Raw genomic sequence first — 17,310 nt, forward strand, 5'->3', positions numbered from 1 at the left:
ATATTCCTTACTCTTTAGATTCTGTATTTTCAAGTTGTTTTAAAGGCTTTATAGTGCTATCACTCGCATAATATCTAAAGCTATCTTCAAGGCTATTAAAATCTATTAATAACTCCTCCTTACTACCATAAGCCATAGCCTTTTTATTCAAAAACAAGGCTTTAGTGAGAATGGCTTCTACACTAGAGATTAAATGCGTAGCAATGATAGTCGCCCCACTCTTACAATATGTAGCAATCAGCTTAAAAATCTCATCACGGCTAATCACATCAGCCCCAGCTAAAGGCTCATCAAAAAGATAGAGTTTTGCCTCCCTTGCAAGCATGAGTGATAGGGCTAACTTTTCTGCTTGTCCCTTTGACATTGTGCTAATTTTTTGTGTCGGCACTACATCTAATAGCTGAAAAATCTCTAAAGCCTTCTTATCATTAAAATCACTGAAAAAATCCTTGAAAAATGCAATGCTTTGCAAGCCATTCATGTGTGAGTATAAAAAATCTCTATCAGGCAAATAGGCAATATGCTGCTTAAAAAAGATGAGATTCTTTTTATCCCTTAGATTATGTCCTAAAAACTCAATGTCGCCAGTAAAATCTGTAAGCATTGAAGTAATGATTTTAATCATTGTGGTTTTACCACCGCCATTTCGCCCTAAAAGCCCGAAAATATCGCCACTATTTAGCGTAAAGCTAATATTATCAAGAGCTATTATTCCATCATAATGTTTGCTGACATTGTGTAGGTTTAGTATCGTTTCCAAAAAGTAGTCCTTAAATAAAAAGTAGAGATTATAACAAAACATTGTGTATTGTTGAGTATCTGATGACATTGTAAAATTGACTGCTTTATAAGCTAAATTAAAATTATAAAGTTATAAATGAGAGAGATTATAAAAAGTTTTATTGTAGATCAGCTAGTAACCTAACCCTTGTGTAATAAAGGAATATACCAACTAGCTTTAAAAATCTAAGATCAATTTAAATAAATCAATCTTAGATTCAAGGGGTTAATAGGCTCAAAAGATTTTACTTCTCATCGACAACTTCGGCATCAATGACATCATCATCTTTTTTCTTTGTGTCTTGTGTGTTGGCATTTGGGTTTGCTCCAGCGTTTGTGCTTTGAGCTGCTGCGAGTTTTGCAAAGACTTCGTTTAACTCTTTGATTTTAGATTCTATATCTGCCTTACTTGCTGCTTCATTTTTTAGAATCTCTTTGAGTGAGTCTTTCACGCTTTCAGCTTGAGCTAATACGCTTTCATCAACCTTGCCTTTATTCTCATCTTTACGCATTTCTTCAAGGCTTTTTTCCACTTGATAGACGAGATTGTCGCCTTGATTTCTTGCTTCTATCGTTTCTTTGCGTTTAGAATCTTCTTCTTTATGCAATTCTGCATCTTTTACCATTTTTTCGATTTCTTCATCAGATAGACCACTTGAGCCTGTGATTTTAATCTCTTGTGATTTACCTGTGTTTTTATCTTTAGCTGAAACGGTTAAGATACCATTTGCGTCAATATCAAGTGTTACTTCAATTTGTGGCACACCTCTTGGGGCTGGGGCAATGCCTTGTAAATCAAAGTTTCCAAGCTTTTTATTATCCCTTGCAAGCTCTCTTTCACCTTGAAAAATCTGTATAGACACTGCTGGTTGATTATCTTCAGCAGTAGAGAAAGTTTGTGATTTTTTCGCAGGGATTGTTGTGCCTTTCTCAATGATTTTTGACATTACACCACCTAGAGTTTCGATACCAAGACTTAAAGGCGTTACATCAAGTAAAAGCACATCTTTTACATCACCTTTTAATACACCACCTTGAATAGCCGCACCGACTGCTACAACCTCATCTGGATTCACAGATTTATTCAGCTCTTTGCCGATAAATCTTTTTACCTCTTCTTGCACTTTTGGGATTCTTGTAGAGCCACCTACCATGACGACTTCGCTAATCTCGCTTTTATCAAGTCCCGCATCTTTGATAACAGAATCTATCTTTTTAATCGTATCATCAATAAGACTGCTAATAAGTGTCTCAAATTTCGCTCTTGTAAGCTTTTTAACTAAATGCTTTGGACCACTTGCGTCTGCCGTAATAAAGGGGAGATTAATCTCTGTTTCAGTCGCACTGCTTAGCTCTTTTTTCGCATTTTCTGCAGAATCTTTAAGCCTTTGTAATGCCATAACATCGCTTTTTAAATCAATGCCTTCATCATTTTTAAACTCTTCGCTTACCCAATCAATGATTTTATTATCAAAATCATCACCACCTAAAAACGCATCACCACCTGTTGCTAAAACTTCTACGACATTATCGCCTGTTTCAAGCACGGTAACATCAAATGTCCCACCGCCTAGGTCATATACCATGATTTTTTCAGAATCTTTTTTGTCTAAACCATAGGCAAGGGCAGCAGAAGTTGGCTCATTAATGATCCTTAACACATTTAGCCCCGCGATTGTCCCTGCTTCTTTTGTCGCTTTTCTTTGTGCGTCATTGAAATATGCTGGCACGGTTATGACTGCTTCTGTAACGCTCTCGCCAAGATAGCTTTCTGCATCTTCTTTGATTTTCATTAGAATCTTTGCAGAAATTTCTTGTGGTGTATAGATTTTATCAGCGATCTCTACCGCACAAGCCCCATTTCTATCAATGATTTTATAGGGCAGTCTTTTTTCTGCCTCTTTTGCCTTATCTTCATCAAACATAAGTCCCATAATCCTTTTAATAGAATAAATGGTTTTTTGTGGGTTTGTGATGGCTTGTCTTTTTGCTGGTTCGCCAACTAATATCTCGCCTTTATCCGTAAATGCAACGATTGAAGGGGTTGTATTTTTGCCTTCTTTGTTTGCAATGATTTTACCTTCATTTCCTTCAAACACTGCCATAGCCGAATTTGTTGTGCCTAAATCAATTCCTATAACTTTACTCATATTTTATCCTTTCAACAAAGTTAATTCTTTACAATGCTTACCATCGCTGGTCGCAATGTGCGTTCTTTATACTTATAGCCTTTTTGCAATACTTGCTTTATTGCACCATCTTCTTTTTCATCATCTTTTACTTGCATGATAGCTTCATGTAGGTTTGGGTCAAAGCCATCTTCTGTATTGATAGCCTCTACTCCATGCTTACCTAAGACTTTGCTAAAATTACCAAGCACAAGATTTAATCCCTCTGCAATCTTATCGCCGCTAGGCAATGCGTTTGCAGATTCCAAAGCTTTTTCAAGCGTGTCAATTATAGGCAACAAGTCCTTTAAGATATTTTGGTTTGCATACTCAAGGGCTTGTGCCTTTTCCTTTTCAAGTCGCTTTTTTACATTCTCAAAATCTGCGTGTGTGCGTAAATATTGATCTTGTAAATCTTTTATCTTTTGTTCTAATAAACTCTCATCTTGCTCAAACTTTGCGATCTCTTCGGAATCTTGTGTAGATTCTAAAGTGTCTGCTTCATCATCTGCTTGAGTAGATTCTAAGTCATTAGATACTTCTTCATTTTTATCCATGTATGCTCCTTTCTCTTTTTAAAGATTCTAAGCTACTTTCATTATGAAAAACAACTTAAAGAATCTTTATGCAAAATTACTAAATCCTAATTCTGCATAAAAACTCTTATAATCACATAGCAAATCGCCGATACACATCATTCTAGCTTGATATGTGCTTTGTGTCTTTGCATTCATATACAACACATCGTGAATGATTGCTAAATGCCCGTTTGATACTATGCCCTCAAAGTAGATTCCGTTACTACATGATAAAAGCGTCCTGCCTTGTATCGCATTAAGATATTGTGTAGCATTGCTTTGTGCGATAGTGCTTATATACTCACTCCCACACTGAAAGCAATGCTCTTCAGAATCTACCTGCAATAACGCCATAAGTTTCCGCTTCAACTCACCCGCACCAACTTCATTTGCAACCTTTAAAATATCATGTATATCTGCTAACATAAAAGATTCTAAAAAACGACTTAATGCTTCAGAATATTGTATCAATGTCTCGCCACGACTAAATTGTAAGATAAGATAGCCATGAGTGTTGATTACAGATTCTAAGCGATTATCATTTTTTGGAATCACAATGCAGTAGATTCCATAATGTGAGCTTAGGCTTTGCAACTTTGCTGCAGTTATCACTACATCACTTTGACATACATATTGCAATACATTTTTCCAATACGCATATAAAGTAGCATTTGTCGGGATTCTACCGCTACTAATATGTGGCTGGAATAATGCACCTTCTTTTTCCAAGACCTTAAAATAATTGCGAATAGTGGCTGATGAGATAGAGAGATTTTGCTTTGATTTTAAAAACTCTGAACCAATTGGCTCTTTGCTTTTAATATACTCTTCTATAATCCCTATGAGTAATTCTCTCTTCATACTCATACAAAACCTTTATTTGCAAAAATTTGAGTGGTATTATAGCATAAAAAGTAAATATAATTAGCACTTGATATAAAAAATTGCTAAATTTTTAAAAACTTTAGTCAATTAATATAAACTTTATTTATTCATAATACTTAGAAATTTTATATAAGTATGCTAAATAATAGAATCCTATGTAGCCATTTGTGTGTTTTTTTGAAAACCATAAGCTTCTGCTATAATGTAGTTTTAGATTATTTAAAGGTGTGATATGAGAAAAAATATTATGGTTATAATGTGTGCTTATCTGTTATGTTTTATGTGTGGTCATTTGGCAGTGGCACAAGAGATATATGCCCCAAAGACAAAAGAATATCTTATTCGTTTATTGAAAGACCCAAGCATTCCTTTAAGTGCGATTGATACAAGTAATATTACAGATATGAGCAGACTTTTTGAGAATACGACTCGCAAGGATTTTAGCGGTATAGAATCTTGGAATGTGTCTAATGTGGTGGATATGAGCTATATGTTCTCTCATGCGAAGTTTTTTAATCACAATATTAATGATTGGAATGTGAGTAATGCGGTAAGTATGAGTGGCATGTTTTATGAAGCAAGTAGCTTTAATCAACCGCTAGACAAGTGGAATGTGTCTAAAGTGCGTTTTATGTTTGGCGTGTTTTTCAATGCAAAGGCGTTTAATCAGCCGCTAAACTCATGGAATGTCAGCAATGTGGAGGGCATGGGAAGTATGTTTGCTGGGGCAAGTAGTTTTAATCAGCCGCTAGACAAATGGGACACGCAAAAGGTGCTAACCATGCGTGATATGTTTCATAATGCAAAGTCCTTTAATCAAGATATAAGCATGTGGAATATCAGCAAGGTAAAAAATAAAACAAAAATGCTATATCGCTCTGGTATGCAGCAAATCCCTGTGTGGTATAAAAAAGAGTTTCAAAAAGAGCAAGAAATAGATTCTATGAAAAAAGAAGAATATAGATAGTTTTTAGGAATCTATGCTAGATTTTTCGCTACGCTCAAAATGACAACCCAATAGTTTGAAATCTAGATTCTAATCCAAATGGGTGGGTGCAGGGTGTAAGGGTGCAAACTTTATAGAAACTAGATTCTAATCCTTGTCATGTTGAGGCGTGTGCTGAAACATCTAATATGGAATCATTAAAAGATATTTCGCCTTTTCGTAATGCTCAATATGTCAAGATTTTTGAGTGTTGCGAAAGTGTTTTACGCAGATATAGAAAGTAAATAATCCAAATAGGGCTTATAGATATTATATTTTTTGTTATAATCTTACTTTATTGTTTGAGAATCTAGCTTCACAAAAAGGAAAAAGAATGAAAAAAGTAGTCCTTATCATTACAGATGGCATTGGGCATAGTGAAAAGACAGAGTATAACGCCTTTTTTCATGCGAAAAAGCCACATTATGATTATTTATTTAAACATGTCCCGCATTCACTTATTAGCACTTATGGCTTAAGTGTAGGGCTACCAGAAGGGCAGATAGGAAACTCTGAGGTAGGACACATGAGCTTAGGCAGTGGGCGTATCCTTTATCAAGATTTGGTAAAAATCAATAATGCCTTGCAAGATAAAAGCATAGAATCTAATAAGGCATTAAATAGCATACTAGATTCTATACAAACCTTGCATTTATGCGTATTAGCAAGTGATGGCGGGGTGCATTCACACCTTAATCATTTAAAGGGTTTAGCCCTCTTAGCAAAAGAGCGACAAAAAAGAGTTTTATTGCATTTAATCACAGATGGCAGAGATGTAAAGCCTCAAAGCTTTCTTTCCTATTTAGAATCTTTGCAAGAGATTCTGTGTAATAGCATACAGATAGCTAGTGTTTGCGGGAGATTCTATGCGATGGATAGAGATAAACGATGGGATAGGGTGCGATGTGCCTTTGAAGTCCTTGCCTATGGGGATAATCCGCAGACTTGCAGTATAGAATCTTATATACAAAAGCATTATGATGAGGGCGTATTTGATGAGTTTATAAAACCTGCTAGCTTTAATGGCTATAAGGGTTTTAAGGCGTATAATAGTGATAATACGCAGAATTTTATCAATGAAACTAATCTAGATTCTAACACAGAGGGCTTTATCTTTGTAAATTATCGCAGTGATAGGGCTAGAGAGATTATTGCGAGTTTGGGGCTAAGGGATTTTAGTGAATTTCCTAGAAAGTTTTTCCCCAATCTTTTTATAGGCTGTATGTGTGAGTATGATGAGAGTTTCCCTTTTCCTATACTTTTTCCAAAAGATAAGGTGCAAAATACCATTGCTGAGATTCTAAGTAAAAGGGGGCTAAAACAAGCCCATGTTGCAGAGACAGAGAAATACGCACATGTAACATTCTTTTTCAATGGTGGCAGGGAAGAAGAATGGGCGGGTGAAACAAGGCTTTTAGTAGCATCGCCAAAGGTGAAAACCTATGATTTACAGCCAGAGATGAGTGCTAAGGAAGTTGGCGATGGTGTGTGTGATTTTGTCAATAAAGGCTATGATTTTATTGTAGTAAATTTTGCTAATGGCGATATGGTGGGACATACAGGCAATTTTGAGGCAGCGATAAAAGCTGTTGAAGCGGTCGATAGCGAAATCGCAAAGATATGGAATCTTGCCAAGCAAAAAGGATATAGCATAGTAATGACAAGCGACCATGGCAATTGCGAAGAAATGAAAGATGCCAATCTCAAACCGCTAACAAATCACACGCTAGGCGATGTCTTTTGCTTTGTAGATTCTAATGGCGTAGATTCTATACAAAATGGAGCATTAAGCAATATCGCCCCAAGTATCTTAAAGCTTATGGAGATACCTATCCCAAGCGAGATGGATATGCCGTTGTTTTAAGTGTTTGTTGTGTAAGATTTTGTATGTTACAATACAAAAAGACTATATGCAAAGATTTAGCAATGGGATACAATAAATTTGCAAGCGATGAATGCATTAAAAATTATAAGAAATTAATACAAAAAGTAAAAGATACCAAAGATATAAAGCATTAAAAGCCTATGAGACAGAGAGTATCGCAACTCTTAGAAATACTGGTAAGATAAACAGCATTTCATTTTTGCAAGTTTGGGCAAAATGCTTACGGGGATATGTAGCCACTAAAGTAAGAATCTTTACGATAACCTAAGATGAGAATTGTCAATGTATTAGACTGTACTGGAAATAGGTTTGCTTACTTCTCACTTAAACATAAGTTGCTTTGCTAAATTCTACGCCTTTGCCTCAACAAAAACTTCTTTCGAAAGATTAAGCCTTGCAAATAGCATATCATCTCTAGTTGGTGCGGCATTCTCGGTAGTAAGCAATCTATCACCATAAAAGACTGAATTAGCCCCTGCAAAAAAGCATAAAGCCTGCAAAGAATCATCCATTTGCGCTCTACCCGCTGATAAACGAATATAGGATTTTGGCATAAGAATGCGCGCTAGGGCGATAATCCTTACAAAGTCAAAGCAATCAAGCGTTTCGCCATTTTCTAGCGGTGTGCCCGGAATCCTTACAAGCTGATTAATCGGTATAGATTCTGGTGGCGTGGGGAGATTTGCAAGTAAAACTAACATATTGATTCTATCTTCATTGCTTTCACCTAAACCTAAAATCCCGCCGACACAGATTTTAAGCCCTGCATCACGCACATTTTTGATGGTATTTAGTCTATCCTCAAAAGTCCGCGTAGTAATGACATTGCTATAATATTCCTTTGAAGTATCAATGTTGTGATTATAGAAGTCTAGTCCAGAATCTTTTAGCTTTTGCGCTTGATTCTCATTCAATAAACCCAAAGTTACGCATGTCTCCATACCTAAATCTTTCACCTCGCCTATCACCTCGCAAAGCACCTCAAGGTCTTTATCGCTAGGGCTTCTGCCAGATGCCCCCATGCAAAAACGAGAGCTTCCTTTCTCTTTTGCAGCCTTTGCGTATTTTAGAATCTGTTCTTTATCTAGCATATTTTCTTTTTTTGTGCCTGTGTTGTAATGGGCTGATTGCGCACAATATGAGCAGTTTTCCGTGCAAGCACCCGTTTTTACGCTTAAAAGTGTGCTTGTTTGCAGTGAGTTTGGATTGAAGTTCTCTCTATGCAGAGTGTGTGCTTTATAGAGTAATTCCATAAATGGCAATTCAAAAATTTTATGTGCTTCTTCGTAAGTCATTGTCGATCTCCATGTTTATATAATATAAAAGTGTTTATTATCTTTTATTTAAGTTAATAATGCAATTTTTATCAACACTACATGTAAATATTTATATGCCTTGATAGTTTGAGTCAGGGGCTTTCACTTAACTACGACAAATGATAATTTGAATATGATTGAATTGTGTGAAAGTTTGTGCAACATGAGATGATGATTATAAAACCATGTTTTCGTGCTAACCATTTTATTTTTGCCATCAATATGGTTCAAATATAATAGTAAAATAAACACCAAGCCCCATAAACTTCGTATTCTACATCAAAAACTAAGCGGGTCTATATCAATATCAACACAATTTTTTATATCTTTTGTAGCATATTTTAGTGCATGTTGCAGAGCTTTTTGTAATGTGAGATTATTATATGCGCGAAGAAGGATTTGATAATAATATTTCTTTTTTATTTTAAAGATACTTGCCTCACTTACACCTACAATCTCAAAAGCATAGTCATTTTCACACTGAATCTTATGTAAGATAGAAGCAAATTCTTTTGCAAGATTATGTGCTTTTTTCTCACTGCTATGTCCAAAGCGAAGCAGGGCAAGGCGGCAAAAAGGCGGATACAATGGGTTTCTCTCATGTAATATATAATGCAATACTTTTGTATAATCGCCCCATAGATTATTTATAAGCCCAAAATCTTTTGTTTGCACTAAAATATTTCCATGCTTTTTTCTCCCACTTCTCCCTGCGACTTGATACAGAAGTGAAAAACTTGTCTCATGCGCCCTATAATCTGGAATCTGCAGCATATAATCCATGCCAATAATCACACTTAAAGTAACATTGGGATAATCATGCCCTTTTGCTATCATCTGTGTGCCAATTAGAATATCGATTTTTTGCTCTCCAAAGTCATGTAGTAGGGCTGTGAGTTTTTTTTGTGTGCTAACATTATCTCTATCAAAGATGGCAATATTTGGCGTGAGATTATGAGATAAAAGGGCGGTTTCTAACTCTTTTTTAAACTCTTCTGTCCCCATACGCACACCACTTAGCATATCGCTACCGCATGTATTACAAACTCGGGGGATTTGACTTGTGAAGTTGCAATAATGACACACAAGCGCATTCTTTTTACTATGCAAACTAAGCGTAATACTGCAATTTGGACATAGAATCTTTTGCTTGCAAGTCCTGCATAATAGAATCTTAAAATTCGCCCGTGTTGGCAAAAAGATAATGACTTGCTCTCCCCTTTCAAGTGTGCTAGTGATAGCATGAAGTATATGCAAACTTATGCCAATTTGCTCACTTTCATCATAATGCAGTGTTTGTGTGCTATTATGAAATTTATTTTGCAAATGCAATAAATAGTTATGCTTTTTAGCTAAATAATAGCTTTTAGGGCTTGGCGTGGCACTGCCTAATATCACTTGAATGCCCTTTGTGCTTAGGAAAATGGCTAGATCTCTTGCATGATATTTTGGGTTACTCTGTGATTTATATGAGTCATCATGCTCTTCATCGACAATGATTAAGCCTAGATTCTCAAATGGTAAAAATAAGGCACTTCTTGCCCCTGCAATGATTTTTAGCTTCCCATTTTGCAGGGATTGTAGTATCTTTTGCTTCTGTGTAGCTGTGCGTTTGCTATGCCATGTGTCAGCTAGGTTTGGAAAAGCGGTATTTAATCGCTCTTGCATTTGCGGTGTGAGTGAGATTTCTGGCATGAGTAGTAAGGCTTGTTTGCCCTCTTTGAGAGTTTTAGCAATAGCATGGAAATAAATCTCAGTTTTACCGCTACCTGTTGTGCCAAAAATAAGGCTTAGGGACCTTTTGCTACATTCTGTAAAGATTTCTTGCTGATTGCTTGATAGGGTTTTTAGATTGCATAGGATTTCTGTTTGTGGGAGATTAGATTCTATATTCTCTGTCAAATCTGGGTGAGATACGGGGCTTAGGGCGTAATTTTTAGAATCTAGATTCTTGTCATATTTAGATTCCATATCAAATGTTTGCTTACATTTAATATGATGATTAGATTCTAAATCCTCGTTTTTTTGCAGCTTAAAATTTGGCAGCCCACTTGAGTGAATGTTAGATTCTAATCTCATATCCTTTGGCGTAAAAACTTGTGCAGTGATGCCTATGCTTTGCATATAATAAGCACTCATAAAGGGCAATAAAATGCGTTGTGTTTGTGTATAACTAAAATGTGATTTTTTAGCTTCAAGTATCTCAAACTCAAAGTTTTGATTTGATACTATCTGCACGATTATGCCTAGCTCCATTTTATTGCGTACGCTTACCTGCATAATATCATATAGCACAACCTCATCATGCGTATAATAAGTAAGTGGTGCAAGATTCCTATTAATAATTGCAACGACAATAAAGCACATAATACAATGAAACTAAGATTCTAAAGCTTGCACGATACGCATAAGCTCTTGTTCTGCGGCACTTTGATCTCTAAGAGTTGTTACAAAAAGTGTTAATAGCTCTTCTAGCGTGTATTGCTTTTGTGCGAATATGCTTACAATCTTTTGACGACAGATAGAATCTAGCTTTTCTAAACTTAGGCAAAATTTACGACTTTCAACTTGTATTGTAAGATGTGTTGGGATTGCGGTTGTATCTTGTAAATCTTTTTGTGTGTTATTGCTGTTTATGGAATCTTTAGTATCAGTGTTTAATGCGTTGCTAGTTTGTGGTATAGATTGCATGTTAGAATCTCTGTTTATAAAATCTGTGCTTTGTGCTAAACCAAAATCTATGAAATTGCGTATTTATGGGACTTCATGATATAGAATGTGGCATTTTTTCAACATCGTTTCGCATTATAATTCATTTAAACTTAAAATAAACTTAATTATATATTTTGCTCTTGCTGTATTCGTCTGTTATAACACATCGTATAAGTTTTTAAGGTTTCTTACTTGTATAAGTGTGGCATTTTAACATTGCTAACAACCCTTAGATTTGTTTATTCTTGTATTTTTATTTTTCATCTCCAAGAATTCTCATATTATATGTGAATATTTACACCTAACAGACCAATTGGAACTCTATTTGCTTCACATATCAAAATTTCAATTATTGTAAAGGATTTCTATGCTACGCTCATTATGGTCAGGTGTGAGTGGGCTTCAAGCTCACCAAGTTGCATTAGATGTAGAGAGTAATAACATTGCCAATGTGAATACCGTTGGCTTTAAATACTCTCGTGCATCTTTTGTAGATATGCTTTCTCAAGTAAAACAAATTGCTACTTCGCCCTATAAAAATGGACTTGGAGGGCAAAACGACTTTTCAGTTGGTATGGGTGTTGGTATCAATGCGACAACAAAGGTTTTCTCACAAGGTAACACACAAAATACAGATGTAAAGACTGATTTAGCTATTGAGGGAGATGGCTTTTTCATCATTAGTAGAGATAGGGGTGAGACAAAAAACTATACCAGAGATGGTGAGTTTTTGTTTGATGCAAAAGGGAATCTCGTAACAAATGGTGGTTATGTAGTGCAAGGTTGGAATAGACCGCCAATCGATCAAGGCTCTGGCTCTACAATGACTGATAATGAATTTTTCAAGGTAGATAATACAGGACCACTTGAAAGCATTCAAATTGATCCCGGTATGGTTATGCCTGCACGCCCTACAAGCAAGGTAACGCTTAGAGCAAACCTTAGTGCAGGAAGACATGTAGATGATGTGGTAAATGTCTCTGCTCTAGATTCTACAACTTATACAGCAGCTGATGGCATTAGTCCAAAGTATGATTCTAAAGGGAATCTTACTCAAATGGCAGAAGATTTTGGTGCGTTATTTAATGCTGATGGTGATTCTTTTGCATTGAATGAGAATCAAGGCTTTTGGATGAGTTATAAGACTTCACGCCTTGTGAATAATGTAGTTACTACAAAAGAGCCAAGCGTATTGTATCTTAACGGACAAAAAGTAAGCTTTACAAATGATTCTGGATTATCTGGCACAAGCACACTTGCAGCAGCAGTATCAGCGATTAATGCAGTGAGAGATAAAACAGGCATTGAGGCTTATGTAGATAATGGGCAATTACGACTTGAAAACCGCAATGAAATGGATGGCGATGAGAATACAAAAAACATTATCGTTACAAAAAGTGGGACAGGTGCATTTGCAAACTTTGTAGAAGGTGATAAAGATATTACAGCATTCCGCTATCGCTATACAAAGTCAAATGACCCAGATTCTACAACAGGGCAGTTTAAAACAACAGAAGATTTACGCGCATTAATGCAATACGATGCAAATATGATAAAAAGCCCGGGTAAAGAATATAAAGATAGCACAGCAAGTGTAAGCGTTACGCTTAATCGCTTTGGTATGTTTGAGATTTCAAACAAAGATAATGATGATGGTGTAACAGATAACTTGCAGATTATGGCAAGTGCATATAGCTCAGGGCAAGTATCAAGCAATATATTATTGCGTGATGCAATGCGTGCGTTAAATACAGCTTCACTTATTGAGGGTGGCTCAAGTGTAGCAAGTGGTAAATTCACACATGCAAGACATGCTACAAGTGTTGATTTATTTGACACTTTAGGCACAAAGCATACTATACGATTTGAGTTTATAAAAAGTGGTGGTAAGGAATGGACATTTAGAGCTATCGTGCCAGAACCAGCACAATTTATAGGTGGCAGTGCGGATAATCCAAATATGTTTGAGGGCGGCAGAGTATCATTTAATAATGATGGTAGCTTAGCAGGTATGAATCCCCCTATGTTGCAGTTTGATCCAAAAAATGGTGCAGAATCTCCACAGAGAATTGAGCTAAACTTTGGTAAAAATCAAACTTTTGATGGCTTAACAAGCGTAGATAAGCGTTCAGAAACTTATAACATAGCACAAAATGGCTATAACGCTGGGGACTTGATGGATGTGCGATTTGATGCAAATGGTGCTTTGCTTGGTGCATTTAGCAATGGTAAAACTCTAGCATTAGCACAAGTAGGTTTAGCAAACTTTGCAAATAGTGCAGGTTTGCAAGCAGAAGGAAACAATATCTTCTCTGAAACAGGCAATAGCGGTGAGCCAATCATAGGTGCAGCAAACACAGGACGAAGAGGCGGTGTGAGTGGGTCGAAGCTTGAGATGAGTAATGTGGATTTGAGTAGAGCGTTAACACAACTAATTGTCGTGCAAAGAGGCTTCCAAGCAAACTCAAAAGCTATTACGACATCAGATCAGATTCTAAACACACTTTTAAGCTTAAAGCAATAAGGAATATTTTAAGCGGTTGAAAGGAGGTAACACATGGATATTGTTTTAGCAATGCTTGCTGATAACGCGGCAAAAAAGATTGGTGAAAAGAAATGGGATAAATTCCCTTATAGCATGGAGCGACACGCAAAGGAAAATGAGAGTGTGCAAAACTATGCTTTGTATCACTACATTATGAAAAATGCGATGCGTTATCCACAAGAATGGGTTATAAATGGCTATGGTGCAAAAGCATTAGCAAAGGTATGTCTAAGCGGCAAGGAAGTAGAACTTAGCAGTATTGAAATTTTACAAAAAACAGGCGACTTGAGTGATGAGATAGTGCAACAAGAGGTTGCAAAGACTTTCAGTCGAGCGAGTGAAGACTTCCCTGCAATAATAGATTCTGATAATATCTCTAAAGATGTATGTCTTGTGTTTCCACTTGAGTGGAAGTCTGTTGGAGCTTAAGCTTTTATTTAAGACTTTTAACTTATAACTTGTTTTATGAGTTTGGGTGTTATCATTTAACGCGATTACTCTCGCACGAATTTACGATGACTTTCTTTGCTTAGAAACTATACATTCACAAATTCTACGCATCAAAATCCAGTATCGCCCAAGCGAATAGGATCTAACCCCAACTAATGTATCTGCATGCTAACACAATGCAAACTTCCGTGTTGTTGTATCAATACTTCGCAGTTTATGCCTATGACATTATAGTCTGGTAGGGCTTTCTTTAGTGTTTGTAGTGCGGTAAGGTCTGTTGGTTTATTATAAGTTGGCATGAGTAAAACTTTTTGATTTAAGAATAAGAAATTGACATAGCTTGCGGGCAGGTTGTTAGTAGGTAAATTATCATTAGATAGATTATTTACAAGCGAATTATTATTTATAGAATCTTCATCTTGTGTTGCTACATAATCACAAAATGGAAGTGGCACAAGGTTTAGATTATGTGTCTTTGCAAGAGATTCTAGCTCATGTTCCATAGCATTTAACGCACTAAAATGCGGGTTATTTAAATCATCGCATTTAATGTAGGCAATGGTGTTTTCATTGATAAATCTAGCAAGTGTATCGATATGGCTATCTGTATCATCACCAAGCAAAAATCCATGATTAAGCCATAGAATCTTTTCTACTTGCAATGTGCTTTTAAGATTTTCTTCAATCTCTTCTTTGCTTAAATGCGGATTGCGATTTGCTTCAAGTAGGCATTGCGTGTTTGTAAGCAAAAGTCCATTGCCATTATAGTCAATACTTCCGCCCTCAAGTATCATGCCATAGGTCTGCATATTCTCAAAAAGCCCCATTTCATGCAGTTTAGCATTTAGTTTATTATCAAGATTTGCAGGGTATTTTAGCCCCCAGCCATTGAATCCAAAGTTTGCATAGATATGCTCTTCTTCTGTTTCTTTGTTGATGATTTTATCTAGGATTCCAAGTTTATTGGTTTTGGTTTTACTACCTAGCATAGCATTTGTGATTTGTGCTAAAACTTGTGAGTGTTGCTTTTTCACAGAAATGGCAATGCTATCTCTAGCCCACAAGTCATTGCTCTCTAGCTCGATAATCTTGCATGGATATGCCTTTGTCTCAAGTGTGGATAGAAAATCTTGCAATCTCGTCTTAGCACCATTATCCTTTGGATGCACGATGAGAAATAAAGGCTCAACCTTTAGAATCTCTGTAATCAAGCTCTCATAACATTCTTGCACTTCCTCTAGATTCGCATTAAAATCACAAAATACATGCGGATAAATAAGCACGATCCCTTTTTGCTCTTCCCATTCTGCAAACATGTTCTACCTCCTAAGACTTACAAATACTTACTTCTTTGATACAATTATACATTAAAACATAACACTTAAAGAGAAAATATGCGGATTTTAAGTATTGAATCAAGTTGCGATGATAGTGCATTAGCATACACAGATGGCACTAATACAAAGCTTTTATGGCATGAAAAGATTTCGCAAGAAGCCTCGCATAGTCATTATGGCGGTGTTGTGCCAGAGCTTGCCTCAAGGCTTTTTGCAAGGGATTTAGTCCAGCTATTAGAAAATTTTAAGCAAAATTTTTCACTAAAGGACATAACCCATATCGCAGTAACAAACGAGCCGGGCTTATCTACCTCACTCTTAGAGGGGGTAATGATGGCAAAGGCTTTAGCCCTATCTCTAAATATCCCTCTACTTGGCATAAATCATTTAAAAGGGCATATATACTCGCTTTTTATAGAATCTGAAGCGATTTTGCCACTTTGCGTTTTGCTTGTATCAGGTGGGCATACAATGCTACTTGAATGTTATAGCTACAATGATATGCGAGTGATTGCAAATACACTTGATGATAGCTTTGGGGAATGCTATGACAAAGCAGCCAAAATGCTAGGGCTTGGCTATCCGGGTGGTATGATTATAGATTCTATGGCACAAATGGCATTAAAAGAAAATATTGCCCCCATAGCCTTACCCATACCGCTTGTAAATCAAAATATACAAAGCTTTAGTTTCTCGGGGTTAAAAAATGCGTTTAGATTGCAGCTTGAAAAAATGGAGTTAAAAACCCTTATACAAGATTCTAAAACACAGGATATAAAAAATAGCACACAAGCAAAGGCATTAGCCTTAGGACTACAAGAGAGTGCGACAACGCACCTTATCCAAAAATGCAGGTCCTATATGAAGCAAAATAGCCATATCAAGCACTTTGCTATCGTAGGTGGGGCTAGCGCAAACTCTATGCTAAGAGAGAAGGCACAATCCCTAGCCGCACAATTTGATAACAAGCTATTAATGAGTGAGTTAAAATATTGTAGTGATAATGCCGCAATGATAGGCAGAGCTGCTATCGCTAAAATACGACATGAAAATATGATAGACATAGAATCTAAAAGCAGCATAAATGAAGCGATATGGAATCTAGATTCTCCCCCAAATGGGCGGGTGCAGGGTTTAGGGTGCAATTCTTGGAATCTAGATTCTAAAGATTATAACTTAAATCACGCAACGCATTTAGATTTAAAACAATCTTTAGATTCTAACAAGATAGCTTGTCGTATTGAGCGTAGCAAAATATCTAAAAGCATAAAATCTAAAACAGCTTGTCATACTAAGCCTTTAGGCGAAGTATCCAGTATAGAATCTAGCAAAGACATTTCGTGCTTACGCACTCGCACGAGCAAAGCTCTTGCCCACACTTGCAAAAATGACAATATTGCAGAATCTATTCAAAATAAAGATTCCATACATAACACAAACAAAACACTACAGAATCTAGATTCTAGAATCTACAACCCCCTATCCTTACAAGTATCCCCCCGCAATACAGAAATAGATACAGACCCAAACAGAGAATCTAAAAATCCATATTCACACTAAACCAATATCTTCTGCCTTCGGCAATGTAGTTATACATATTGCCAACCAATGCATTGCCGGTATAACTGCTGCCATTGCTACCGCTAGTCTCCCAACCATATTGTCTATA

The 17,310-nt window shown here is 36.3% G+C and carries 13 protein-coding genes; 5 read left to right on the forward strand and 8 right to left on the reverse strand.

What is annotated here, in order from left to right; translation table 11 throughout:
- Positions 1 to 7: 7 nt before the first annotated feature.
- From C6H17_RS06175 to C6H17_RS06190, 4 genes are all read right to left on the reverse strand, one after another.
- Entirely contained in the window at positions 8 to 760 is a 753-nt protein-coding gene (locus tag C6H17_RS06175) for an ABC transporter ATP-binding protein (protein WP_005217466.1), read from the reverse strand.
- A 265-nt stretch (positions 761 to 1,025) separates the two neighbouring features.
- Positions 1,026 to 2,930 (reverse strand): molecular chaperone DnaK, encoded by a 1,905-nt coding sequence (dnaK, locus tag C6H17_RS06180; protein ID WP_005217458.1) that lies wholly within the window; start codon positions 2,928 to 2,930, stop codon positions 1,026 to 1,028.
- Positions 2,931 to 2,950: 20 nt separating this feature from the next.
- Positions 2,951 to 3,505, reverse strand: coding sequence for a nucleotide exchange factor GrpE (grpE, locus tag C6H17_RS06185; RefSeq protein WP_004084537.1), 555 nt, complete (start codon positions 3,503 to 3,505; stop codon positions 2,951 to 2,953).
- Positions 3,506 to 3,571: 66 nt separating this feature from the next.
- Entirely contained in the window at positions 3,572 to 4,393 is an 822-nt protein-coding gene (locus C6H17_RS06190; protein ID WP_020995390.1) for a hypothetical protein, read from the reverse strand.
- Between the two features lie 250 nt (positions 4,394 to 4,643).
- Here C6H17_RS06190 and C6H17_RS06195 point away from each other — a divergent pair, with 250 nt between their 5' ends.
- Together C6H17_RS06195 and gpmI are read left to right on the forward strand one after the other, a co-directional pair.
- On the forward strand, positions 4,644 to 5,378 hold the full coding sequence (locus C6H17_RS06195; protein WP_005217454.1) for a BspA family leucine-rich repeat surface protein: 735 nt from the start codon (positions 4,644 to 4,646) through the stop codon (positions 5,376 to 5,378).
- Between the two features lie 352 nt (positions 5,379 to 5,730).
- Positions 5,731 to 7,260 (forward strand): 2,3-bisphosphoglycerate-independent phosphoglycerate mutase, encoded by a 1,530-nt coding sequence (gene gpmI / locus C6H17_RS06200; RefSeq protein WP_005217452.1) that lies wholly within the window; start codon positions 5,731 to 5,733, stop codon positions 7,258 to 7,260.
- A 371-nt stretch (positions 7,261 to 7,631) separates the two neighbouring features.
- Here gpmI and bioB read toward each other — a convergent pair whose 3' ends face one another.
- From bioB to C6H17_RS06215, 3 genes are all read right to left on the reverse strand, one after another.
- Entirely contained in the window at positions 7,632 to 8,576 is a 945-nt protein-coding gene (bioB, locus tag C6H17_RS06205; protein ID WP_005217450.1) for a biotin synthase BioB, read from the reverse strand.
- A 300-nt stretch (positions 8,577 to 8,876) separates the two neighbouring features.
- Positions 8,877 to 10,964, reverse strand: a complete 2,088-nt coding sequence (gene priA / locus C6H17_RS06210) for a replication restart helicase PriA (RefSeq protein ID WP_005217449.1) — start codon at positions 10,962 to 10,964, stop codon at positions 8,877 to 8,879.
- A 12-nt stretch (positions 10,965 to 10,976) separates the two neighbouring features.
- Entirely contained in the window at positions 10,977 to 11,288 is a 312-nt protein-coding gene (locus C6H17_RS06215) for a hypothetical protein (RefSeq protein ID WP_005217448.1), read from the reverse strand.
- Between the two features lie 388 nt (positions 11,289 to 11,676).
- Between C6H17_RS06215 and flgE the strand changes: the two genes are divergently transcribed.
- Positions 11,677 to 13,833, forward strand: coding sequence for a flagellar hook protein FlgE (flgE, locus tag C6H17_RS06220; protein ID WP_004084551.1), 2,157 nt, complete (start codon positions 11,677 to 11,679; stop codon positions 13,831 to 13,833).
- A gap of 33 nt (positions 13,834 to 13,866) precedes the next feature.
- A complete protein-coding gene (locus C6H17_RS06225) occupies positions 13,867 to 14,283 on the forward strand; it encodes a hypothetical protein (protein WP_005217445.1) in 417 nt (138 codons plus the stop codon).
- A 173-nt stretch (positions 14,284 to 14,456) separates the two neighbouring features.
- On the opposite strand, the gene C6H17_RS06230 is transcribed toward C6H17_RS06225, so the two are convergent.
- Positions 14,457 to 15,620 (reverse strand): agmatine deiminase family protein, encoded by a 1,164-nt coding sequence (locus tag C6H17_RS06230; RefSeq protein WP_005217440.1) that lies wholly within the window; start codon positions 15,618 to 15,620, stop codon positions 14,457 to 14,459.
- Between the two features lie 78 nt (positions 15,621 to 15,698).
- On the opposite strand from C6H17_RS06230, the gene tsaD reads away from it, so the two are divergent.
- Positions 15,699 to 17,201, forward strand: a complete 1,503-nt coding sequence (tsaD, locus tag C6H17_RS06235) for a tRNA (adenosine(37)-N6)-threonylcarbamoyltransferase complex transferase subunit TsaD (RefSeq protein WP_005217438.1) — start codon at positions 15,699 to 15,701, stop codon at positions 17,199 to 17,201.
- Positions 17,202 to 17,310 lie beyond the last annotated feature (109 nt).

The sequence above is a fragment of the Helicobacter rappini genome, assembly GCF_900198625.1.
Taxonomy (GTDB): Bacteria; Campylobacterota; Campylobacteria; order Campylobacterales; family Helicobacteraceae; genus Helicobacter_A; species Helicobacter_A rappini.

Coding starts and splice junctions, on each gene's coding strand:
- dnaK (WP_005217458.1), bottom strand. CDS start 2,930: ATGAGTAAAGTTATAGGAATTGATTTAGGCACAACAAATTCGGCTATG.
- grpE (WP_004084537.1), bottom strand. CDS start 3,505: ATGGATAAAAATGAAGAAGTATCTAATGACTTAGAATCTACTCAAGCA.
- C6H17_RS06190 (WP_020995390.1), bottom strand. CDS start 4,393: ATGAGTATGAAGAGAGAATTACTCATAGGGATTATAGAAGAGTATATT.
- C6H17_RS06195 (WP_005217454.1), top strand. CDS start 4,644: ATGAGAAAAAATATTATGGTTATAATGTGTGCTTATCTGTTATGTTTT.
- gpmI (WP_005217452.1), top strand. CDS start 5,731: ATGAAAAAAGTAGTCCTTATCATTACAGATGGCATTGGGCATAGTGAA.
- bioB (WP_005217450.1), bottom strand. CDS start 8,576: ATGACTTACGAAGAAGCACATAAAATTTTTGAATTGCCATTTATGGAA.
- priA (WP_005217449.1), bottom strand. CDS start 10,964: ATGTGCTTTATTGTCGTTGCAATTATTAATAGGAATCTTGCACCACTT.
- C6H17_RS06215 (WP_005217448.1), bottom strand. CDS start 11,288: ATGCAATCTATACCACAAACTAGCAACGCATTAAACACTGATACTAAA.
- flgE (WP_004084551.1), top strand. CDS start 11,677: ATGCTACGCTCATTATGGTCAGGTGTGAGTGGGCTTCAAGCTCACCAA.
- C6H17_RS06225 (WP_005217445.1), top strand. CDS start 13,867: ATGGATATTGTTTTAGCAATGCTTGCTGATAACGCGGCAAAAAAGATT.
- C6H17_RS06230 (WP_005217440.1), bottom strand. CDS start 15,620: ATGTTTGCAGAATGGGAAGAGCAAAAAGGGATCGTGCTTATTTATCCG.
- tsaD (WP_005217438.1), top strand. CDS start 15,699: ATGCGGATTTTAAGTATTGAATCAAGTTGCGATGATAGTGCATTAGCA.